The sequence below is a fragment of the Pedobacter jejuensis genome, assembly GCF_003725795.1.
GTDB classification, from domain to species: Bacteria; Bacteroidota; Bacteroidia; order Sphingobacteriales; family Sphingobacteriaceae; genus Pedobacter; species Pedobacter jejuensis.
Map to the genome: position 1 here is coordinate 59,685 of NZ_RBEE01000004.1, position 24,191 is coordinate 83,875.

Genomic DNA, 24,191 nt, shown 5'->3' on the forward strand with positions numbered 1-24,191 from the left:
AACACTCGAATTTCTTTTGGTTTTTTATATATGAGATATCACACAGATGCAAGGTTCTCAAATCTCACATCCCAATACTCAAATCTCTTAAAAATATCCCCCTTTTTTCCTATCCTCCATTGCGGCTTCGGAAACTTTATCATCCAATCGAGCGCCACGTTCGGAGATTTTAGATTCGCTGATTTCGGAAATAATATCATCGATTAAAGTGGCCTCAGATTCTACAGCGGCAGTGCAAGACATATCGCCAACGGTACGAAAACGTACTTGCTTTTTGAAAACCACATCTTCATCATCCATATTTAAAAACGGCGATGCAGCCATTAACTGACCATTTCTGGTAATCACTTCACGCTCATGAGAAAAATAAATACTCGGTAATTCAATTTTTTCTCTCCGGATGTAATTCCAAACGTCTAATTCTGTCCAGTTGCTGATTGGAAATACCCGAACGTTTTCGCCTTTATGGATTTTTCCGTTGTAAATATTCCAAAGTTCAGGGCGTTGTCGTTTTGGGTCCCACTGCCCAAATTCATCACGAACAGAGAAAATACGTTCTTTTGCTCTGGCTTTTTCCTCATCTCGTCGGGCACCACCAATACAAGCATCGAATTGATGTTTGGCGATGGTATCCAGTAAAGTAACCGTTTGTAAAGCATTTCTGCTGGCATTTTTACCCGTTTGCTCAATCACTTTTCCCTGGTCGATAGATTCTTGAACGGAGCCAATGATTAATCGCTCACCAATTCTTTCAATCATTTTATCGCGATAACTAATGGTTTCTTCGAAGTTGTGCCCGGTATCAATATGAACTAAGGGAAATGGAAATTTCCCAGGGCGAAAGGCTTTCTCGGCCAAACGAACCAAAGTAATTGAATCCTTTCCACCAGAAAATAATAAGGCAGGTTTTTCAAACTGACCAGCCACTTCACGCAAAATGTGAATTGCCTCGGCCTCTAGTTCATCTAAATAATCAAAATTATACGTACTCATTTATTAAGTTTTGATTGATTGAATTTTGAATGAGCGAATTGACTTACGATAGTCTGTTCTTTCAAATATCCAATTGTTATATCATTTGTTGTTGTTGTTACCTCACTAAATCAAAGTGTAAGCTTTGGCTTATGTGTTGCATTTTCTTCCGTTTAAACAGGTGAGGTTTTATTTTCTAAAAACACCCCGCCCTGCGGGCACCCCTCTAAAAGAGGGGAATTACAAAGTGCATATACATATCGCTTTAGCTTTTGGTCTTTCAGCTTTGGTCTTTCCGCTTTAGTCTTTCAGCTTTAGCCTTTTACCTTAAACCTTTCTAGCCCTAAACCTTTCCTTCCTCAACCTCAGTAGCATGCAAACCGCACTCTTTTTTACTCTGGTCTTCCCACCACCATCTTCCTGCTCTAAAATCTTCCCCCGGCGCTACAGCCCTTGTACATGGTGCACAACCAATGCTTGGGAAACCTTTATCATGTAAAGTGTTATAAACGATGTTATTATCTTTAATATAATTTTTCACATCGTCTAAGGTCCAGTTGAAAATCGGATGGAATTTAACCAACTGATTGCCTTCATCCCACTCTAAATCATGCATATCTTCACGGTTTGCGCTCTGCTCAGCCCTGATTCCCGTAACCCAAATTTTGTTCCCTTTTAACGCCCGTTTCAAAGGCTCAATTTTACGGATGTAACAACATTCCTTTCTATTTTCAACCGATTCGTAAAAGCTATTTGGTCCTTTGGTATTTACCATATCCTGCAACAATTCATTTTGCGGATAATAAGCATAAATCGGTTGGTTATACACTTCTAAAGTTCGGTTCCATACGTAATATGTTTCTGGAAAAAGCCGACCAGTTTCCAATGTAAATACTTTTATTGGGATATTATTCGAGAAAATTAAATGCGTAATGGCCTGGTCTTCCCAACCAAAACTCGTAGAGAAGATAATATTATCGGCGTACTTTTCTGCCAAATATTTAAGTTTATCTACCACATTTAATCCAGATAATTCTGCCTGTATTTCTGATAAATTCACCATCTAAATTAATTTTAAAATAAACATAATTACACTGCGCAAACTTACAATCATTACGATAATTCCAACGGCCACCATAATGGTTTTTGCAGAAATTTTGTTTGAAACCTTTGCAGCAATAGGCGATGCTACCGCACTTCCAATAATTAAGCCTAAAACGGCCTCCCAATGTTTACCGCCCAACATCGTAAAAAAGGTTAGTGAACTTAATGTTGCGATAAAAAACCTGCTGATTTTTACCGTACCCAAAGAAAATAACGGGTGCCGACCGCCAGCAATTAAGCTTGATAATACGATTGAACCCCAACCGCCACCAAAAGCAGCATCAATAAAACCACCTACAAATCCCAGTAAGCCAATTCTTTTTATCTTTTCGTTTGCCTTTTTTCGTTTGATATTAAATGCTTTCATCAAAATTACACCACCCAAAAACAGTGTGTAAACTGCCACTATCGGCTTTACATATGAACTATAATGTTCTAATGATGATAAAATAAAAGCACCTAAAACTGCACCAACAATTGCAGGAATAATGAGTATTTTGAATAATTTCCAATTTACATTACCCATTCGGTAATGCATCCAGCCTGCAATACCATTGCTCATTACTTCAGAAATGTGAATGGCCATACTTGCCGATGCAGGCGGCAAACCCATTGCTAATGAGAATGATGCGGTAGTTACCCCGTACGACATGCCGATGGCACCATCTATCAATGCAAATACAAATCCTGCACCTAAAAACCAATAAAATAATGGGTCGATATTGATTAAGAAAGTTTGAAATTCGGGTTCCGTGTTCCATAAAGAAAAACCAATTGCACCGATTAATAAAATTGATGCCACCCAAATAAGCCACTTAATATTGCGTTCAGCAAAGCTTTTTCGAGGATTGATTAAACTCCGTGTAACCTTATTTAGTTTTTTGACTTTTGCCGAGAAATCGCCGTTTAAAGTTTGGCGCAAAGCACTCATATTTTGTAGCGTTTCGTCTAGTTCTGCTGGCAAACCCTCATTCAAAATCTGTTTTAAACGCTTGGCGATGGTTGGCGATTTTCCATTGGTAGAAATAGCAATTTTTAAATCGCCTTTCTGCACAATTGAACCCAAGTAGAAATCACATAAATCTGGCTTATCTGCAACATTTATCAGCAAACCTTTTTCATGCGTTACCGCTCTAATTTCTTCGTTTAAAATATTGTTGTTTGTGGCCGCAAAAACAATATCGATGTTTTCCAAATCAGTAACATCAAAACTTTTTTGCTTTATTTTTATTTGAGGAAAATTTGCTATTAACGCATAAACCTCTGGCGAAACGTTCTCGGCAACTATGGTAATTTTAGCCTGCTGACTATTATTTACAATCGCCGTTAGCTTCTCCAAACCAATATTTCCTGCACCAATTAATAATGTACGCAACTTGTTCAGTTTTACAAAAACCGGAAAAAGCTGATTCCCTTTCTCCTTTTCTGAGAAAGATGCTGTATCATTAGGTTGGTTAGGCAATACTTGCATATTGTTTTACTAATTTTTTAAATGATGGATGTAAAGAAACCACTTCACCAAAAATTAAAAGTGCGGGCGCTTTAATGTTGTTTTGCTGAACCAAACTCTCGATGGTTTCTACCACGCCAACCACTAATTTCTCATCTTCCGAAGAACCATTTTGAATTACCGCTGCAGGCAAATGATGTCTTCCTGCGGCTTTAAAAATCTCAACGATTTTCGCCAATTTTTTCAAACCCATTAATACTAAAACCGTTGCATTTGATTCTGCTGCCTGATAAATATCGTTAGAGACTTCGCCAGATGTAGTTGTACCTGTAATTACCCAAAAACTCTCGCTCAATCCACGGTGTGTAACGGGGATTTGTTGTAAACCTGGAACACCGATTGAACTCGAAATACCCGGAATCACATCCACCGGAATGCTGTAAGATGCCGCATAATCCAATTCCTCATATCCTCTGCCGAAAACAAATGGGTCGCCACCTTTTAGGCGTACCACATGCCCATAATTCAAGGCGTAATCAATCATCAGTTTATTAATCGTTTCTTGTGGATAAGAATGTTCTCCAGAACGCTTGCCAACGTAAACTTTTATGGCCTCAGCTGGAGCATGTTCTAATAAGGCCTCATTGGTTAAGGCATCATACAATACCACATCTGCTGCTTGCAAAGCTTTAACACCTTTCAAGGTCAGCAAATCCGGGTCACCCGGACCAGCACCTAAAAGCGTAATTTTTGATTCTTTATTTTGATTAACCATAGTTTTTTAATTATTGAATTTTGAATGACTGGATGAGTGAATTCTTTAATAACTAATTATTGAATTTTGAATGAGTGGATGAGTGAATGTTCTTATAGCGATTTGCATACATTATATAATTCTCTCAATCACTCATTCTATCAATCATTAATTCTATCAATCTCTAATTCTCTCATTTCTCTTTCCCTTAATCTGATTCAAAAATGCCTCAGCTTCATTAAAATATTTTTGCGCAAATTCTGCAGTAGGTTCGTTCTTGTTAATTTGTAAAACCAAATCTGAAAAGTTAGTCGATAAATTAAACTCCCCTGTTTCCACATAGTGATTATCAAATTCTCTGATTACGCCAACCTGAGTGCTGCTGTTCACACCTTTATCTAAAAGCAAAGATTTTGCTGCGCTAACGAAAGTGCTGTAAGTATGATAAATTGCATCAGCGTAAGCACCATTTTCTAAATTTTGCTTTGCCCAACCGAATTTCTCATCAGCCTCTAGCAGCAATGTAGCCACCAAATCAATGACTACCCCAGCACATTCCCCAACACCAATTGCAGTAACAAACTGCTCTACATGACCCCAATCCACAAATTCTTCCTGTTGAAGATTGGTTAAATCGGCCAAAGGTTTTAGCAACTGATAAAAATGGTCTTTACCCTTTCTATCATAATATTGATGGAAGTTTTCGTTCTCTTCATTGTTCGCTTTAAAATCATTCAAAATGAAATGCAAAACGCTTGTTGCTCTTTTTGATGGAACTTTGATTACCCGTTCTGCTACTCTACCCACTCCATTTCCAACCGTTCCACCGCCAAGCATAACCTGCACTGCCGGAACAACTTTACCTTCGGCTTTTACCGAGCTTCCATGAAAACCAATCTCTGCCAAACCATGCTGACCGCAAGAATTCATGCAACCACTGATTTTTATTTTGATGTTTTTTTCATAAATAAATTCAGGGAAATCTGTATAAATCACATCTTCTAAAATCTCGGCTAAAGTCATAGAGTTGGAGATGCCCAAATTACAAGTATCTGTTCCAGGGCAGGTTGTGATATCTGCCAAACTATCAAACCCTGCTGTAGTAAAACCAATTTTATTTAAGGCTACATATAAAGAAGGCAAAGCCTCTTCTCTTACATATTTTAAAAGCAAACCCTGGTTTTGCGTAATTCTGATTTCATCGGCAACGTAAGGCTTAATGGCCTCAACAAAAGCTCTGGCCTTATCGGTTTTGATATCGCCAACCTGAACTTTTACATAAACGGCATAAAAGCCATCTTGCTTTTGCGCCACAACATTCGTTGCCGACCAATGTTTGTAATGCGTTTCGTTTAGAATGTCAACCGCTCCGTAGTTTTGTTCCAAAGGTAACTCTGGTTGAGGAACGGTATCTGTATCTATTTTAAAGGTTTTCACTTTATTGGCAATTCGTTCTTCGGCAACCAAACGCAAAACCTCTTCCAAACCCAATTTTTGAACTAAATATTTTAAGCGGGCTTTATTTCTATTGCTACGTTCGCCATAACGGTCGAATACGCGTAATACTGATTCTGTGAAAGAAATAAGCTGGTCTTCAGGTAAAAAATCGTGAATAGCATTGGCTAAAAATGGTTGAGCACCTAAACCGCCTGCAAATAAAACCTTAAAGCCACGCTCACCATTTTCGTTTATTTTTGGGATAAAACCCAAATCGTGGATATAACTGAAAGCGGTGTCTTTATCACTGGAAGAGAAAGAAATTTTAATCTTTCTGCCCATTTCCTGGCAAATCGGGTTGCGCAAAAAATACTTGAAAACGGCATGTGCATAAGGAGAAACATCAAAAGGTTCATCTTTATCGATGCCCGAATTTGGCGATGCCGTTACATTACGAACTGTGTTGCCACAAGCTTCACGAAGTGTAATATCATCCTGCTCCAGTTTAGCCCAAAGCTCTGGCGTTTTATCTAAACTTACATAATGCAATTGAATATCCTGACGGGTTGTTAGGTGCAAATTGCCGCTACCATATTCATCAGCAATATCAGCAATGCGTAATAATTGCTTAAAAGTTACCTTTCCAAATGGCAATTTAATGCGAATCATCTGTACACCTGGCTGTCTCTGACCATAAACTCCGCGGGCTAAGCGTAAACTTCTAAATTTCTCATCGTGGATGGTTCCATCACGAAAAGCTTTTATCTTGTTCTCTAAGTCAATAATGTCCTGCTCGACGATATTGTTTTCGAGTTCTGTTCTGAAACTTTGCATATTGTGTTGTTAGCTTTATTCAAAAAATGCCTCTCTTTAAACGAGAAGCATCCAATATTTATACCTATAAATTACCTTATACCCTCACCTACTTTGTTTTAGTACAACAGCGCATCATTTGGGCAACCATATCCTTAGTTATAAATCTGAAGTTCATCTGTCAAATATATAAAGTATATAGGAATAGTCGTAATTTTTGTGAAAAGAATTTTATTGGATTATAAAAATGAGTTTTTACAAAATATTTATTTCAGATTTTAAAGTGTCTTCTCTACCGATAACATCAGCAATGCTAGTTTCGCTAAGAACTTTAAGTGTTGCATCTCTAACGTCGATAAATGCACTTCTAATTCCGCAGGTTTTTTCATCCACACATTCATCACATTTGTGGTAAAAATTTAAGCTTGCACATGGAACCATGGCAATTGGGCCGTCGGTAACACGCATTACCTGTACCAGTAAGATTTCTTCGGGTTTTTTATTTAAGCTGTAACCGCCACCTGCACCTTTTTTACTGTAAAGAAAGCCGGCATTACGTAAATCTAACAGAATTTGCTCTAAGAATTTTTTAGGAATATGCTCCTCTTCAGCGATTTTGGAAATTTGCATCGGAGGTTTTTCTAAATTTTTGCCAAGTGCAACGAGTGCTTTAATGGCGTATTTTGTCTTTTTGGATAGCATATATCATACAAAGCTAATAAAAGTAAGTAATAATTAAAACAACGATATATTATTAAACGTTGCAATAGTGCATAATTGCAAAAATAGCTAAGTAACTTATCCATAATAGGAAACCGGTATAATAATGCTGAAGAAGATTAAAATATTAAACATAGGAAACCGCGAGATTAGCATCGAATCGAAGTTGTTTGCGGTACTTTGTTTATGCCTGATTATCATTTCCCTTATTAGCATAGTTTGCAATTTGTTTTTAGGCTTAATTTGGACTATCAATTTATTAATTGTCTTCTATCTTATTGTTCATTCCTTCTTTTACTTTTATGCCTTAAAAGATAAAGTTTCGGAAAAGGGACGGCTTATTTACTTTATATTTAACTGTATAACCATGCTGCCCTCATGGTTTTTAAATGCAGGTTCGCAAGGTTCTACACCTATATTTCTAGTTTTTTACTTGAGTGTTGCTGTACTTTCTCTATCCAAAAATTCGAGATTATTATTTATACTATTTTTTATTGCAACTGCAGGTTTGTGTATTGCTTTAGAATATTTATTTCCGGCATTGGTAGTTCCATATCCTAATGAATTTGCCAGAAATTTTGATTTAATCCTTTCGTTTTTCATCATTTCATTTATGATGATTTTTATGTTGATTATGTACCGCAATGTTGCAGATTACGAAAGATTTTTATTAATAAAAAGTACAGAGCGGTTAGAAAATTCTCAACGGAAACTCATCATAGCCAAAGAAGCTGCCGAGGCGGCCACACAAGCCAAATCTACATTTTTAACAAATATGAGTCATGAAATTAGAACGCCGCTTAACGGGATAATTGGTGCTTCTGAATTGTTAAAAATGAGTAAACTCGATGATGAACAAACGCAATTATTAAATACGCTACAAGCCAGTAATAGCATTTTGATTGATGTTGTGAACGATATATTGGATATCTCAAAAATTGAAGCCAATAAAATGGAAATTCATAAACATCCATTTAACATAAAGAAAACCCTTCAAGATATTGGTGATGTTGTTAGGCCAATGCTTAAAAACAAAAACCTGAGCTACAATTTAACAATCGATGAAACTTTACCTCAAACCATTATTACGGATGAAATTAAATACAAACAAATTATAATTAACCTGCTAAGCAATGCCATTAAATTTACCGAAAAGGGCGAAGTTAATTTAATTGTTAAGTATCATCAATCATCTGGAGATGATGTACTTACATCAACAATAAAAGATACAGGAATTGGAATAGAAGATGAAGATATGAACAAGCTTTTCTTACCCTTTTCTCAGGTAAATCAGTCCATAACCAGAAAGTTTGGTGGTGCAGGTTTAGGACTAGTAATATGCAGTAAGCTTGCAGAAATGATGGGTGGGAATATTACTGCCAATAGCCAAATTGGAAAAGGCAGCGAGTTCACACTTAGCTTGCCCATTGAGCGTTTAGATATTCTTCCACAGAATATGATGGAAGATGTGATAACCAAAACAACTCCAGTATCAGGAATTAAAATTCTTATTGCAGACGATAATGTTTTTAATCAGGTAATAACATCAAAAATGTTGAAAAAATCGGGCTATGATTTTGATGTGGCAAGCAACGGCTTAGAAGCTTTAGAAAAGATTGAAGATAGCTTCTACAATGTTATTTTAATGGATATGCAAATGCCAGAAATGGATGGCGTAACCGCTACAAGAAAGATATTAGAACAATTCGCAAATAAAGATTCGGCGGCACCAATAATAATTGGTTGCAGTGCAAATGTAATGGAAAGCGATAGAATTGCTTGTTTGAACGCCGGGATGAAAGACTTTTTAGCAAAACCATTTACGCTTGCCGATTTAAGGACGATACTAATCAGATGGACATAGAAGTGTCTATTAATCAACAGATGGTAAAATAAATCCTCATTAGTTCTATAAACCTTATAATCTCTCAATAAAATATAATTTTACATCTTATATTTTATCTTAATGAAGAGAAGATTCAACTTAATACCCATAATAGCAATCGCTGCATTATTTATTTTATTAAACGCTTGTATTTTTTCAGGATTATCAACCATAATAAGTTCTAAATTATTAACGCCAATTTTTTGGGGCTTTATTGCATTTTTAATAACATCGCTGCTGTTAACCATCCAAAGAATTAAAGGAAGTGGTGGCATGGATAAGTATTTTCAAATTGCCAGTCATTTATTTTTAACTGTTTTTGTTGCCGAATTAATTTTCGCAGCATTTCTTCTCCTAGGAGATATCTACCGTTTGTTTTTAAGTTTAACATCAAACTTTCAACCGGAAGGTTTTCATTGGTTTGCAAGAAGCACATACTGGGTAGATTTTGCATTAGTGATGTTTTGTTTAACCGTAGTACTTTTTATTTACGGCATAACCCGAGGCAAATATGCTTATCGCGTAATTAAACACACTTTATACTTTGATGATTTACCTGAAAGTTTTAATGGATTTACGCTAACTCAAATATCTGATGTGCATGCCGGAAGTTTTACAAATCCAAAAGCTGTGCAGAAAGGAATAGATTTAATTAATGCACAAAAGAGCGATTTATTTGTTTTCACTGGCGATTTGGTGAATAATGCTGCCTCAGAAATTGTTCCATATCTAAAACATTTTTCCCAAATTCAAGCACCCTTCGGGCAGTTTTCTGTTCTTGGCAATCATGATTATGGCGACTACGTTAAATGGCCAACTGAAGCTGATAAAATCAAAAATTTGCAGCAATTAAAGGCTTATCATGCTGAACTAGGTTTTAAATTATTGTTGGATGAACATGTAGAACTCCAAAAAAATGGAGAAAAAATTATACTCGCAGGAGTAGAAAACTGGGGAATTGGTTTTGGCGAACGTGGAGATTTGAATAAAGCACTTCAGCACACGCAAAAGAATGATTTTAAAATACTTTTATCACACGATCCATCACATTGGGATGCCAAGGTAAAGCAATTTCCATCGAAAATTCAGCTTACACTTGCAGGTCATACCCATGGCATGCAATTTGGCATCGAAGCTTTCGGTATAAAATGGAGCCCGGTGAAATACAGGTATAAACATTGGGCTGGCTTAAAATCAGAAAATAATCGTGTTTTAAATATTAACAGAGGTTTTGGCTTTTTAGGTTTCTCTGGTCGCATTGGTATTTGGCCAGAAATTACAGTTATAGAATTGAAAAGGAAAGCATAAATTATTTAAGTTGATATTTCATTTTTTGAGATTGCTCCGTAATCAACAATTTAAATTTGTCTCAATTCAAGAGATAATTATCTTAATTTACGTCCAAATATTTAGTCACTAAAATTTATGAACACTATAGATTTAACAAACCGCTACGAATCGATGATTTATCGCCGTTGCGGTAATAGCGGTTTAAAATTACCAGCATTATCTCTTGGCTTATGGCATAATTTCGGGCATGTAAATGTTTACGAAAACAGTAAAAATTTAATTGCAACTGCATTTAGCAAAGGAATTACACATTTTGATTTAGCAAACAATTATGGTCCGCCGCCGGGCTCGGCAGAAGAAACTTTCGGCAAAATTCTAAAGGAAAATTTTAAAAGCTATCGCGATGAAATGATCATATCATCTAAAGCAGGTTATAAGATGTGGGATGGACCTTATGGAGAATGGGGTTCGAAAAAGTATTTGATATCTAGTTTAGATCAGAGTTTAAAACGCATGAAACTTGATTACGTCGATATTTTCTATCACCATCGTCCTGATCCGGATACGCCTTTAGAAGAAACTATGGCTGCTTTAAGTTTAATCGTTCAACAAGGTAAAGCATTGTATGTTGGCATATCAAATTATCAAGCACAAGATGCCGAAAAAGCTTTTCGATTACTAAAAGAAATGGGAACGCCCTGTTTAATTCATCAACCAAAATATTCGATGTTTGAACGTTGGGTTGAAGATGGTTTAATGGATGTTTTAAAAGAACATGGAGTTGGTTGTATTCCCTTCTCTCCTCTTGCCCAAGGCTTACTTACTGATAAATATTTACATGGCATTCCTGCAGATTCTAGAGTTGCTACAAGTGGTGTTTTTCTGAATGAAAAGAATTTAACGCCCGAAAAACTTGCCGTCATATCAAAACTAAACGAAGTTGCTAAATCAAGAAATCAAAAATTGGCTCAAATGGCAATTGCATGGTTACTAAAAGATGACCGTGTAACGTCCGTTCTTATCGGTGCGAGTAAATTAGAACAAATTATTGATTCGCTTGAGGGTTTGAATAACATTAGTTTTAGCAGCGAAGAGTTGAAAGAAATTGATTCAATTTTGGCGGGAAAAAGTTAAAAGGGAACACATTCAAACTAAAATGCCATACTAATCTTTTCTAATTAAAGCTTGGTATGGCATTTTAAAAACCCTTACATTTTAATTTGCTTCCTCATCGGGAAATTCTTTTTTAAGCTCTTCTACAACTCTAGAAATTATTGTTTCCGTGTCTTTCAAAGCGGTTGGTAATGAAGGGTTTTCTAATCTTTCACGTCCAGTACTTTCAATATCTCTAATGATTTTTTGAAGGGAAACAATGTTTAGATTATCAATGTTGGATTTGAGTTTGTGTGCTATCGCTCCCATTTGCTCCAAATCGTTTTCATGGTAAGCATCAATCATTTCTTTAACTGTTATCGGCGTTTGCTCGCAAAACATATCAACCATTTTTTTAACAAATGCCTCTCTGCCTTTGCTAATTGCCCTTAATCCAGATAAATCATAAAGATCTTCTTCTTGTAGTGATTGTTCCATATCCGATTCTTCTTGAATTTCTTCCTCTGTGACAATCCACTTATCAATAGTTTTTAGAAACTCTTCTTCATTAATTGGTTTTGTAATGTAATCATTCATACCGCAGGCAATGCATTTTTCGCGTTCGCCTTTTATGGCCGATGCCGTTAATGCAATAATAGGAATGGTACTACCCGTTTTCCGAATCTTCCTGGTGGTTTCATATCCGTTCATTATAGGCATTTGAATATCCATCAAAATAACATCAAAATTCTCTTTTGATATCATATCTAAAGCTATTTCCCCATTTTCTGCAACCATTACGGTAGCACCATAATCCAACAGAAGAATTGATGCAACAAGGCGGTTCAAGTCATTATCATCGGTAACAAGCACCTTCCTACCAACCAAAAAATCTTCACTAAATTCGGTTTCTGCTTTTTCAGGCATATCTTCAGTTGCCCCTTTTTGAAACTCTATAATAAAGGAGATTGTAGAACCGAAACCTTTTTTGCTTTCAACAAAAATTTCACCACCCATTTGCTCTACCAATTCCTTACAAATGCTCATTCCTAAACCTGTACCACCATATTTGCGACTAACAGATTCATATTCCTGACTAAATTTTTCAAAAAGGTGTTTAACAAAAGATTCTTCCATCCCGATGCCTGTATCTACTACAGAAAAATGAATGACCTGAGAATTTGGCTTATCTGTTATAACCTTACAAATCAAATCAACAGAACCTTTCTCAGTAAACTTTACGGCATTAGTCATCAGGTTTAATAAAATCTGATTTAAACGGTAAGGATCGCCAATTAAAACCTTGTTGATATTTCCATCGAAATAGAAATTATTAAGATCCAAACCTTTCTCTTCCCCTTTATGGGTAATTACCTGCATTGCATTTTGCAACACATCAATAAGATTAAAGCCAATATTTTCTAAACTTAATTTACCCGCATCAATTTTTGATAAATCAAGCACATCGTTAATAATAACAAGCAGATTTTTTGAAGCCGTATGAATGGTTTCTAAATAAAATTCTTGCTGTGGCTCTAAATTGGTTTTGGCAAGTTGGCTGGCCATGCTCATAATCGCGTTCATTGGCGTTCTGATTTCATGACTCATATTGGCCAGAAAAATTTCCTTAGAATATGCAGATTGTTCTGCTTCTATCCTAGCTTCGACAAGGTCTGTTTCCTGAATTTTCTGATCTGTAATATCTAAGTGAATGCCTATAGAACCAACAAGTTCTGCTTTATCATTATAACGTGGGGCACCACTAATTAACCACCATTTTTTATTGCCTTTTTTATCTTTGGTTTCAACCTCATAGGCATCACCGAGTCCTTTTTCCCTATTTCTCCATTTTTCTCGTTCCGCTTCCGAACTATCTTCTGCAAGAAATAATTTATCTGTAAACTTACCAATAAGCTCTGGCATGGTGTATCCACTCATGTAACAAAAGCTATTGTTTGCGTAGGTTATTTTGCCTTCGTTATCTACCTCGAGCAAGCCCAGCTTCATATTGGCTAAAATGCTACGGTATTTTTCTTCATTTATTCGTAAAGATTCTTCAATGGCTTTGCGCTCTGTAATATCAGACATGAAACCTGTAAACACCTTGGCGTTATTTTGGTCGGTGTAAGAATAAGAAGAATGCATGGCATACCATCTGGTACTTAAGCCTGGAATGATAATTTCAGTTTCATCATAGAATGGCTCTAATGTAGTCATGCTATGTTCTTGCTTTTGGCTTATTCTTTCCTGATCTTCAGGTGATATGTATTTCTGAAACCAGAATTCATCAGGTGTGATACCGAAAACACGTTTAATAGCCGGACTTATATATCTTAAACCGTCTGTTCCATCTTCTCTATATTCGTACTCATAAATTACACCAGGAATATTTTCTGAAAGCGATTTAAATTGCCTAACTCTTTGCTCTAATTCCTGTTCGGTGCGTTTAATTGGTGTTATATCAGTGTGGGTACCAACAACTCTTAAAGGTCTGTTTTGCTCATCTTTTTCGATGACAACACCACGATCTAAAATCCATTTTACATCACCATTTTTGTGTATTATCCGGTATTCTTCATTGTGAGAATCTATAGCACCTCGTCTGTATGCTTTAAAGTTTTTTAGCAATAAATGAAAATCATCTTTATGTACATTATCCCACCAGTTTAATTCCATTCTTTCCAGTTCATCCTCCTCGTAACCCCAAAATTCGTTATTCGTTTTAGAGAAGAAAGTTCTGCCAGTAACAAAATCGTGTTCCCAAACGTTTCCTATTTTTTCTAAAGCAACTCTAAATCTGTTTTCAGAATCCTTTAACTCTTCTTGAGCTTCTTTCTCGCTTGTAATATCTTCTATTAGAGCAAAAAACCCAGTTACATCACCTTTGCTATTGTGTATCGGCTGACCTTTAATGCGGCCCCAATATGGAACGCCAGATTTGGAGTAATTGTAAATATCTGCACTAAAAGATTGCCCGTTTTGTACCTGTTTGTTTAAATAATCTAAAGTTTGTTGATTGGTTTTAGAACCATGGAGCAAATGTTCGGGTTTTCTTCCGATAGCTTCATCAAAGGAATAACCTGTCATGGTTGTAAAACTTTGATTTACCCAGGTAATGATGTCTTTACTATCGGTAATGATAACAGTATTGGTGTTAACCTCAGCAATTTGAGATAAAATAAGTAATTGTTCTTGCTGAGCTCTGCTAGAGACTGGTTTTACAGGTGTTTCAATTTTTACAGCATCAACTATTTCTTTACCAGCAAATAAAATCAGATTTTCATCATCAAAGAATTCGAAATAACCATCGATATACTTTGTCAAATCAGATTTTAATAAAATTTTTGCTCGGCCTGTACCAATAAATTTTAATAAATCGGTATTAATCACCTCATCTTCAAAATTTTCGATTACAAAATTTTCTTTGAAATGCTTGTTGTTCACATCTATATTTAACTGTCCGAAACCAGAGCCGCTAGCATCGACAGTTAAATCGCTATTAATTAATATGTAAAATGGTAGTAAACGGTTTAGTTGATTTTTGTTAAATAAAAACAAAGATTTGCCCATATTTTTCAATAATATTTAGTTTTTGAAGTTTTTACGCCCCAAAGAGAGGTTAATAGTTAGTGGATGATTATTGCTTAAAAAAAACAAGCTATTTTAGTTCTTACAAAAAACAAATGCTTAATGAAGCGAACTAAAAATTAAAGATATGTGATTAATTTTTAATATTATAAATAGCTGATTTTATTTGTACTTAACACATAAAATGAATTTAATGTTTTTGGCACTTCGTCAAAAAAAAATAGGGTAAAGCGCTGAAATATGACTTATTTCGCTAACAAATATTGTTTTCATCAAATTAAAAAAAAAAATAGCATTATTTTACTTAAAAGGAGTTTGTAATTAGCCTGCTTTTCTCTATAATTGCAGAAATATAATCATCCTATTTATTTCATTACAAGTATTCTGCACAGTCTTTTATATTATTATTTGACTAGTTTGGCATACTTTATGAACGATACGGTTTTTTATTAAAGCCCAACAACTAAAATGAAACCTATTTTCGTCCCGACTATTAGCTTACAGTTTAAAAAATCTCGGCAGCTTTCAGGCAGTGTTTATCAGCAAGTGCCTAAAGGGCTTAAGTTATGTTTCGAAATTTAAGTACATAAATTATTGATTTATAAATTACTATCCCTTAAACTCTAATCAATATTTTTGACTAAAAAACCCGAAGTTGCGTTTTTACGTTAGTAGAACGCATAGTTTAAACCACATCCCAAAAAATGAATTTATCAGGTACAAGGACAATAAAAATCTTAATCGTTGAGGATGACGTTTTTATGCAGGCTATACTCGAAGAAATTTTATGCGCTACATATACGGTAGAAATGAGATCAAACGGATTGGATGCTTTAAGTTACCTCCAGAACGGAAACATTCCGGATGTTGTTATTGCAGATTTAAATACACCAAAACTTAATGGCTTAGAATTAATAGAACAAGTAAAAGTTAGCGATTTTTTTAATTCCATTCCTATTATCATTCTTTCTGGCGAGGAAAGTTCCGATAAAAGAATAAAATGTTTGGATGCCGGTGCTGATGATTTTATTGTTAAACCTTTTAACCCAGCCGAATTAGAAGCTAGGATTAGAGTAGTATTAAGAAGAATGGGTAAATTGACTACTTAACGATGAGTGAAAATATTTACGCTACTCAAGGTGCACCAACAATTGCGTTGGTTGGTTTCGAAAATGCTTTCTCAGAAATGTTTGCAGAATGCAACTTCAATAATAAAGAAGTGGTACATTTTGAAAACGGAATGAAAATGGTATCTGCTTGGTCAGATCATAATATAAATATCGTTGCCATCATATCATATAGCGAAATTATGGCTCCGGCAGGTTTAGCTTTAATAGAAACGCTTAAAAAAAGAGCGCTTCCGGCTGTACCCTTCTTTTTAGTTGTAAATTACTTTAATCCTAATTTAAGAAAACTAGCTTTGACGGCAGGAATATCTGATGTATTTAGAATTCCATTAAAAGCTAAGCGGATTGAAAAACGTGTTAATTTTTTAATTGATAACTGGAATTTATTAAAAGACAACATCATACCAAAAGTACCGCCAATAAAAAACATAGGTTTTGCAAAAAGAACTTTTGATGTGTTTTTTGCTGGTTTAGCACTTTTCTTTTTATCTCCTTTGTTTTTAATCATTTACATAATGATTAAAATGGAATCTAAAGGTCCTGTGTTTTATTATTCTCTAAGAGCTGGAACGGGTTTTAAGGTTTTTAAGTTTTATAAATTTAGATCGATGTTTGTAAATGCCGACCAACGCATTAAAGATTTAAAACATTTAAATCAATACGATATCGATGCAGGAGTTAAGGATACAACAGAAAAAATAAGAGAAACGCATTGTAGCCAATGTGCTGCAGAGGGCAAGTGTCAATATCCACTTTACGCAGATAACATCCAATGGTGCGAAAAAGATTTTAAAGATTCTAAAATGGCAAGTTCTGGTTCGGCATTTTTTAAAATAAAGAACGACCCAAGAATTACCAAAGTTGGCAACTTTATACGAAACACAAGTATCGATGAATTACCTCAATTGTGGAACGTTATAATTGGTGATATGAGCATTGTGGGTAATCGCCCACTGCCGCTTTATGAGGCTGAGAAACTAACAACCGATAAGTATGTACTTCGTTTTGCTGCACCAGCCGGCATAACAGGTTTATGGCAGGTTGAAAAACGCGGTAAAGGCGATATGAGTGAAGATGAACGATTAATGCTCGACAATACTTATGCTAAAAACCAAAGCTTTGTTAACGACATTAAATTGATATTGAAAACAATTCCTGCATTGTTGCAAAAAGAAAATGTTTAACAGAATTTTTCTTAAAAACTCCAGACATTCCCTTTCTGTATCCTTCATTAAAAAGTATTTCTTTTTTTAAATTTTGATAAGTAATTCTTTTGGGGCCGACTAATTAATATGGAATGTCATCCTAATCCTTTTTAAAGACTTATAAAAAACTTCCTTTTATAAGCGTTTCGAAAAGCTCAACGCGACAAGCCCCAAAGACCAATTGATTTATTAGACAGTCTCTTCCTAACTATTGAGAATATATGACTAAAACGATTTGTAACAGTCTTAACGCAATTTATTAGAAACAAATAAATATTGAAACTATTTATTACTTTCGAAATAAAAAACTAAAAACCAATGAAAAGAGCATTACTAGTTTTCACAATATTTGTTATGTTTTGCAGCGTAAGCATGGCACAAATGCCAAATACTTTAACCAAAAAAGAAATAAAAAAAGGTTGGAAACTTTTGTTTGACGGAAAGACAACCAAAGGCTGGCACACTTATTTAAGAGATACAGTTGGTTCTAAATGGACCGTTCAAGATGGTGCAATTGTATTTGATCCGTCTAAACCAAGAAATGGTGGTGGTGATCTAGTGACTAACGAATCGTACGAAAATTATGAGTTGAATCTGGAGTGGAAAATATCCAAAGGCGGTAATAGCGGTATTATTTTCGATATCCAGGAAGACCCTAAATACCGTGCTACCTATTTAACCGGACCTGAAATGCAGGTTTTAGATAATATCAATGCAGATGATAATAAGAAACAGAATCATCTTGCTGGTTGCTTGTACGATATGTCGGGCGATGCAACAGTTTCTAAACCAAAACCAGTTGGCGAATGGAACATGGTTAGGTTAATTCAAAACAAAGGACACTTAACGTTCTACCTAAACGGAACAAAAACCTTCGATGGCCAAATTGGTAGTGAAGAATGGAATAAATTGGTAGAAGGAAGCAAATTTAAAGATAAAGCCTTTGCAGATTTTGCCAAAGTTGCAAAAGGCAAAATTGCATTACAAGAGCATCCTGGTTCGAGCCAATGGAGAAATATTAAAATAAGACAACTTTAGGCGGTTGACAATTTATTGGCCTGAAAAATTAACCCATAAAAAAAACTGGTTTGCAATGCAAACCAGTTTTTTTATTTTATAATGTTAAGATATTGAAACAGATATTATATTGTAGAAGCCGGTTTAGCTTCTTTTTTAACATCTTGTTCATCAATACCGTCTTGTCCGTTTTTAAATTCTTTTATACCTTTTCCTAATCCTTTCATCAATTCAGGAATTTTCTTACCACCGAAAAGCAAAAGTACACCTACGGCTATCAAAATCATTTCAGGGCCTCCTAGCAGGGCGGCGATTGTAGTATTTAACATATCTAAGTATTTATATAATTAAACATACGCATAAAATTGATGATTGGTTCTTAATAAAAAAATTAAATTAATTATTATCCGGAGTTCGATTCTAAAACTTAATATTTTGCTATTTTATCATCGTATTGCCTGCACGAAACGTCTTGCTGAATTTATTTTAGCATCTTTCCTGCACAAAAGACCCTGAAATAAATTCAGGGTGACGTTAACTAAGAAAAGCAGCTTTACTAATGCTGATCTCTTCCTTGCACATTGCTATTTGCGCCATGTATCCACCACTGATACGAGTGAGGGTTTTACATTAATATTCTTATCTTTTTTATATGCCAATATCCAAAAATTGCTATAGTTTAAGCTTTATTTTTTTGAAAATTATCGTTAGCATTTCATTGGGAGTTGCAGCCCCGCTAACCGCTTTAGCCCTCATAGAAAAATTCGGGGCTGCCGCTTTTATCGGGTTCAAAAACAAAGGGAAGGTTTTCTTCGGTTAGTTTTTTCTCGCAAGCTTATATGTTCTTAAATTTATTATATGGTAAAGAATTACCAGGCTAACTTTGTGTTCTCTGTAAATTCTGATCTTTCCTTGCACATTGCTATCTGCACCACTTATCCCCCTCTGGAGAGCGTGAGGGTTTTATATTAAGATTCTTATCTTTTTTTACATGCCAATAGCTAAAAGTTGCTATAATTTAGGCTTTATTTTTTATGGAAATTATCGTTAGTATTTCATCGGGGGTTGCAGCCCCGCTAACCGCTTTAGCCCTCATAGAAAAATTCGGGGCTGCCGCTTTTATCGGGTTTAAAAACAAAGGGAAGGTTTTCTTCGGTTAGTTTTTTTGGGCAAGCTTATATGTTCTTAAATGTCTAATATGGTAAAGAATGATCTGGCTAACTTTGTGTTCTCTGTGGATTCTGATCTTTTCTTGCACATCGCTATCTGCACCACTTATCCCCCTCTGGAGGGGGCAAGGGGGAGGATTTTATATTAAAATGAGTTCAATTCTTAAACTAAATAAGCTTGCTGTTTTATCGCGGTATTGCTTGTATGAAACGTGTTGCTCAATTTATTTTAGCATCTTTATTGCAAAAGACCCTGAAGTAAATTCAGGGTGACGTTAACTAAGAAAAGCAGCTTTAATAATGCTGGTCTCTTCCTTGCACATTACTATCTGCACCATGTATCCCCTCTGAAGAGCGTGACAGTTTTACATTAAGATTCTTATCTTTTTTACATGCCAATATCTAAAAGTTGCTATAATTTAAGCTTTATTTTTTTGGAAATTATCGTTAGCATTTCATTGGGGGTTGCAGCCCCGCTAACCGCTTTAGCCCTCATAGAAAAATTCGGGGCTGCCGCTTTTATCAGGTTTAAAAACAAAGGGAAGGTTTTCTTCGGTTAGTTTTTTTGGGCAAGCTTATATGTTCTTAAATGTCTTATATGGTAAAGAATGATCTGGCTAACTTTGTGTTCTCTGTGGATTCTGATCTTTTCTTGCACATCGCTATCTGCACCATGTATCACCCTCTGGAGAGGGCAAGGGGGAGGATTTTATATTAAAATGAGTTCATTTCTTAAACTTAATAAGCTTGCTGTTTTATCGCAGTATCGCTTATATGAAACGTCTTGCAAAATTTATTTTAGCATCTTTCCCGCACAAAAGACCTTGAAATAAATTCAGGTGACGTTAACTAAAAAAAAGCTGCTAATTGATAATTTGAAGGATAGTTGAATCATCAACATCTCGTTATTAATGAAGGGAAATCAAAAAAGGTTGTATCAACAATCTAAACTTACTAAGCTAAGCTTAATAAGGAATGTAAAATTAATTACAAATCACTCAACAAGCTTAATGAGGCAAGTTTATAAATCGCTGTGATACAACCTTTTGTTTGAATACAAAAAATTATTACAATGTTGCCATGTCAATTACAAATCTGTAACGAACATCACCTTTTTGCATACGTTCGTAAGCGGTTTGAATATCTTTCATATCAATCATTTCGATATCAGAAACGATATTGTTTTCAGCACAAAAATCAAGCATTTCCTGTGTTTCTTTTATACCACCGATACCAGAACCAGCAAGGCTTTTTCTGCCACCTAATAAACTAAACGCAGCAATTTCTGCAGGTTTTGGTGGTACACCTACACAAATATGTGTACCGTTTGTTCTTAAAAGAGATAGATACATATTGAAATCATGTTCAGCAGAAACCGTATCCAAAATGAAATCAAACGTTCCTACTGCCGCTTTGATCTGAGCTGGATCTGAGGTTACAACAAAATGATGAGCACCTAATTTTTTCGCATCTTCTTCTTTTTTTGGTGAAGTACTTAAAACTGTAACTTCAGCGCCAAAAGCAACGCCAAATTTAACTGCCATGTGTCCTAAACCACCAAGACCTAATACAGCTAATTTATGCCCTTTACCAACTTTCCAATGGCGTAATGGTGAGTAAGTTGTTATACCAGCACATAATAATGGTGCAACAGCTGCCAAATCCAATTTATCAGAGATGTTTAAAACAAACTCTTCTCTAACTACAATGTTATCAGAATAACCACCGTAAGTAGGTGTTTTGCCATCTCTTTCTAAACCATTGTATGTTTGCGTATTTCCTTCTAAGCAGTATTGTTCTAAATCTTGCTTGCAGTTTTCGCAAACCTGACAAGAATCTACCATACAACCTGTTCCGGCTAAATCGCCAACTTTGAATTTTTTAACATGATCTCCTACCTTAATAACACGACCAACAATTTCGTGACCAGGAACCATTGGAAAAATACCCGGGAACCAATCGTTTTTAATTTGATGAAGATCTGAGTGACAAACGCCACAGAAAAGTATTTCGAACTGTACATCATGTGGACCAACTTCTCTACGCTCGAAAGTCCATGGTGCAAGGTCTGTTTCGGCTGTTTGAGCCGCATATCCTTTTGTTGTTATCATAATAATTTTAATTTACTATACCACAACAAAAATAACGTGCAATTGTTAAATAATTCTTACAGAAATCAAAGAATAGATTACGATATTCAAACAATGGTTTGAAATTACATAACAATGAATTTAAAGCAATTTGAAGCCTGAATATTATTTTGCTTCTGCAAACCAAACGCTCATCTCTCCCTTTCCTCGATTTGCCCAAGCGTAATATGGTATTACCGTAAGTTCAACATTCTTTTGAGCGACACTTGATAATGAATTAATTGCAGGAGTTTTAAGCTTAATTATTCCGTTTAAAATATCTGGGGAGAAGTTGGCTGTAAATTTAGCATTAGATGGAATTTTTATTGAAGCGATAACACCATCATTATCAATTGATTCGCCGCAAAACATTAGCGGACCGCGTTGCAAACTAATCTTTCCTTTATCATCAACCAATTGTTCATTTGCAATTATTTTCTTAACCTGCATCGGCAAGATGAATTCAACCTTATCTCCTTTTTGCCATTTACGGTCGATTATAACATATCCCTTTTCCATACGATAATTGGCTTTTTTACCATTTACTGAAACTTGAAAGGCTTGTTTTTTGTCTGTTTTAAACTTGTATAAGTCTGATGGAATTGCCTCTTCCCTAACCCATCCTGGTAACCGCAAATTAAGACTAAACTGTGTTGCAATGACTGGGTCAACACTAATGCTAAGGTTTCCATCCCAAGGATAATTATTGTTTTGACTAATTTTTACTTTTTCATTGTTAACCTCCAACTCTGTTGAACTGGCTACAAAAAGGTTAATGTAGATTTGATTGTTCAACTGTGCATAAATGTAGCCAGGTAAGGATGGTAAAAACCTAGCCATATTTGTCGGGCAGCAAGAGCATTCAAACCAGCCAGACCTAGCCGGTTCTGCATCTTTATGTGTTACTCTATTAATAATTTGCATTGCATTGGTATAGAAAAAAGACTTACCATCTAAACCAACACCTGAGAGTAAGGCGTTGTATAATACCTTTTCCATCACATCGATGTATTTTGAATCGCCGTGTAATAAAAACATACGCTGATTCCAGTACACATTTCCAATGGCTGCACAAGTTTCGTTGTAGGCAGTAGCATTTGGTAAGTCGTAATTATTACCAAACCGCTCACCATCGGGTACTGCACCTATTCCACCTTGCACATACATTTTTTTGCTGGTCATGTTCTCCCAGATTCTATCGATAGCTTTAATATAGGCTGGGTCGCCGGTTAAAGCAGCCACATCAGCCATACCAGCATACAAATACATAGCTCTAACTGCATGTCCAACAGCTTCATCTTGGTTTATAACAGGTTCGTTATCTTGCCAGTATTTCCCATTTTTCCATGGATTATTATCCTGAAAATCATACTTTTTTTTGCCTCTTTGATCGATAAAAAACTTTGCCAGTTTTAAATAACTTTCATTTGAAGTTGCTCGATATAGCCTCACCAACGCCATTTCTACAATCTCATGTCCTGGCGCTACACTTTGCTTATTATCGCCAAAAGTTGCTACCAAAAGATTTGCATTTTTTATGGCAATATTTAAAAGGTTTTTCTTCCCGGTAGATTGATAATGTGCTACCGCAGCCTCGATTAAATGACCAGAATTGTACAATTCATGGCTCATATTTGATTCATTAATCCATCTATCCTTTCCCGACCACGATGGTGGATTTGCTGGATCAATTGTTCGGGCAGTATATAAATATCCGTCAGGTTCCTGAGCTTTGGAAACCACATTGATTAGGGAATCCAAATAGGCATCTAACTTTGCATCAGGATAAACCGCTAAAGAATATGACGCACCCTCGATGGTTTTATAAATATCCGTATCATCAAACACATAAGCTGTACAAAATTTGCCTTTTTTGGCCGCAGCCATTTCGAAATTTTTAATTCTTCCTGTGGTTTCGCAGCGAGCGAATGATGTTGGAATGGTTACATTTTTATTGGTTTCAATCCGCGGAAGCCAAAATTTGTCATTCAGTTTTACCTTATTAAACTGAATTGGGTTGATTTTATAATCATGAAGATTTTGTGCGAAAGTAAATTTCGTAAGTAGTAAAAAGACGAAAATTGTGTATCTCATGATGATAAAAATTTTAATTATAATGCGCTTATGGCAAATAAAACACTTCTTTTAAAGGAATAGACACAGGAGAATTATCAGTATTGCTCTCCATAATATCGCCCATGTAAGCCCACCATTTTTGCATGATAGGTTGAGCTGGTAAATTACTCATCAATTCAGGATTTTCCACTTTTAAAACCCCAAACAAATCATTGGTCGTTTCATCAAAAAAAATAGAATAATCACTTATTCCGGTTGCGCTTAATAGATTAACCAATTCAGGCCAGATTTCGGTATGCCTTTTTTTGTATTCCTCTTCGTATCCTGCAAACAATTTCATTTTAAACGCTATTCTAGCCATAT

At 35.4% G+C, this 24,191-nt stretch carries 17 protein-coding genes; 6 read left to right on the plus strand and 11 right to left on the minus strand.

Going from position 1 to position 24,191, the window contains the following annotated elements:
* Nucleotides 1-87 precede the first annotated feature (87 nt).
* The 6 genes from cysD to D7004_RS02935 form a co-directional block, all read right to left on the minus strand.
* Nucleotides 88-993, minus strand: coding sequence for a sulfate adenylyltransferase subunit CysD (cysD, locus tag D7004_RS02910; protein ID WP_123204377.1), 906 nt, complete (start codon nucleotides 991-993; stop codon nucleotides 88-90).
* A 322-nt stretch (nucleotides 994-1,315) separates the two neighbouring features.
* A complete protein-coding gene (locus D7004_RS02915) occupies nucleotides 1,316-2,035 on the minus strand; it encodes a phosphoadenylyl-sulfate reductase (protein WP_167459382.1) in 720 nt (239 codons plus the stop codon).
* The gene (locus D7004_RS02920) at nucleotides 2,036-3,547 is read right to left on the minus strand and encodes a TSUP family transporter (protein WP_123204378.1); all 1,512 of its coding nucleotides are present in this window, start codon (nucleotides 3,545-3,547) and stop codon (nucleotides 2,036-2,038) included. It lies immediately after the preceding gene.
* The gene (gene cobA / locus D7004_RS02925; RefSeq protein WP_123204379.1) at nucleotides 3,531-4,301 is read right to left on the minus strand and encodes a uroporphyrinogen-III C-methyltransferase; all 771 of its coding nucleotides are present in this window, start codon (nucleotides 4,299-4,301) and stop codon (nucleotides 3,531-3,533) included. The genes D7004_RS02920 and cobA overlap by 17 nt, the downstream gene beginning before the upstream one ends.
* 156 nt (nucleotides 4,302-4,457) lie before the next feature.
* Complete coding sequence (locus D7004_RS02930; protein WP_123204380.1) at nucleotides 4,458-6,551, minus strand: HEPN domain-containing protein; 2,094 nt, start codon at nucleotides 6,549-6,551, stop codon at nucleotides 4,458-4,460.
* A 234-nt stretch (nucleotides 6,552-6,785) separates the two neighbouring features.
* Nucleotides 6,786-7,232 (minus strand): RrF2 family transcriptional regulator, encoded by a 447-nt coding sequence (locus D7004_RS02935; protein WP_123204381.1) that lies wholly within the window; start codon nucleotides 7,230-7,232, stop codon nucleotides 6,786-6,788.
* A gap of 385 nt (nucleotides 7,233-7,617) precedes the next feature.
* Here D7004_RS02935 and D7004_RS02940 point away from each other — a divergent pair, with 385 nt between their 5' ends.
* The 3 genes from D7004_RS02940 to mgrA all read left to right on the plus strand — a co-directional run bounded on the left by D7004_RS02940 (nucleotide 7,618) and on the right by mgrA (nucleotide 11,559).
* Nucleotides 7,618-9,114 carry an ATP-binding protein gene (locus D7004_RS02940; protein ID WP_167459383.1) on the plus strand — a complete coding sequence of 499 codons (1,497 nt, stop codon included), beginning with the start codon at nucleotides 7,618-7,620 and terminating at the stop codon, nucleotides 9,112-9,114.
* 102 nt (nucleotides 9,115-9,216) lie between these two features.
* Complete coding sequence (locus D7004_RS02945; RefSeq protein ID WP_123204383.1) at nucleotides 9,217-10,443, plus strand: metallophosphoesterase; 1,227 nt, start codon at nucleotides 9,217-9,219, stop codon at nucleotides 10,441-10,443.
* Between the two features lie 117 nt (nucleotides 10,444-10,560).
* Nucleotides 10,561-11,559 (plus strand): L-glyceraldehyde 3-phosphate reductase, encoded by a 999-nt coding sequence (mgrA, locus tag D7004_RS02950; RefSeq protein ID WP_123204384.1) that lies wholly within the window; start codon nucleotides 10,561-10,563, stop codon nucleotides 11,557-11,559.
* An 81-nt stretch (nucleotides 11,560-11,640) separates the two neighbouring features.
* Here the strand turns inward: mgrA and D7004_RS02955 are convergent, their stop codons facing one another.
* Nucleotides 11,641-15,087 carry a PAS domain S-box protein gene (locus D7004_RS02955; RefSeq protein ID WP_123204385.1) on the minus strand — a complete coding sequence of 1,149 codons (3,447 nt, stop codon included), beginning with the start codon at nucleotides 15,085-15,087 and terminating at the stop codon, nucleotides 11,641-11,643.
* 722 nt (nucleotides 15,088-15,809) lie between these two features.
* On the opposite strand from D7004_RS02955, the gene D7004_RS02960 reads away from it, so the two are divergent.
* The 3 genes from D7004_RS02960 (at nucleotide 15,810) to D7004_RS02970 (ending at nucleotide 18,475) form a co-directional block, all read left to right on the plus strand.
* Entirely contained in the window at nucleotides 15,810-16,214 is a 405-nt protein-coding gene (locus D7004_RS02960) for a response regulator transcription factor (RefSeq protein ID WP_123204386.1), read from the plus strand.
* Between the two features lie 2 nt (nucleotides 16,215-16,216).
* Nucleotides 16,217-17,416 (plus strand): sugar transferase, encoded by a 1,200-nt coding sequence (locus D7004_RS02965; protein WP_208646779.1) that lies wholly within the window; start codon nucleotides 16,217-16,219, stop codon nucleotides 17,414-17,416.
* A 339-nt stretch (nucleotides 17,417-17,755) separates the two neighbouring features.
* On the plus strand, nucleotides 17,756-18,475 hold the full coding sequence (locus D7004_RS02970; protein ID WP_123204387.1) for a 3-keto-disaccharide hydrolase: 720 nt from the start codon (nucleotides 17,756-17,758) through the stop codon (nucleotides 18,473-18,475).
* Between the two features lie 104 nt (nucleotides 18,476-18,579).
* Here the strand turns inward: D7004_RS02970 and D7004_RS02975 are convergent, their stop codons facing one another.
* From D7004_RS02975 to rhaM, 4 genes are all read right to left on the minus strand, one after another.
* Nucleotides 18,580-18,783, minus strand: a complete 204-nt coding sequence (locus D7004_RS02975) for a Sec-independent protein translocase subunit TatA/TatB (RefSeq protein ID WP_123204388.1) — start codon at nucleotides 18,781-18,783, stop codon at nucleotides 18,580-18,582.
* A gap of 1,907 nt (nucleotides 18,784-20,690) precedes the next feature.
* On the minus strand, nucleotides 20,691-21,734 hold the full coding sequence (locus D7004_RS02980; protein WP_123204389.1) for an NAD(P)-dependent alcohol dehydrogenase: 1,044 nt from the start codon (nucleotides 21,732-21,734) through the stop codon (nucleotides 20,691-20,693).
* 144 nt (nucleotides 21,735-21,878) lie between these two features.
* Complete coding sequence (locus D7004_RS02985) at nucleotides 21,879-23,846, minus strand: glycoside hydrolase family 127 protein (protein ID WP_123204390.1); 1,968 nt, start codon at nucleotides 23,844-23,846, stop codon at nucleotides 21,879-21,881.
* 28 nt (nucleotides 23,847-23,874) lie between these two features.
* The gene (gene rhaM / locus D7004_RS02990; protein WP_123204391.1) at nucleotides 23,875-24,189 is read right to left on the minus strand and encodes an L-rhamnose mutarotase; all 315 of its coding nucleotides are present in this window, start codon (nucleotides 24,187-24,189) and stop codon (nucleotides 23,875-23,877) included.
* Nucleotides 24,190-24,191: the final 2 nt, after the last annotated feature.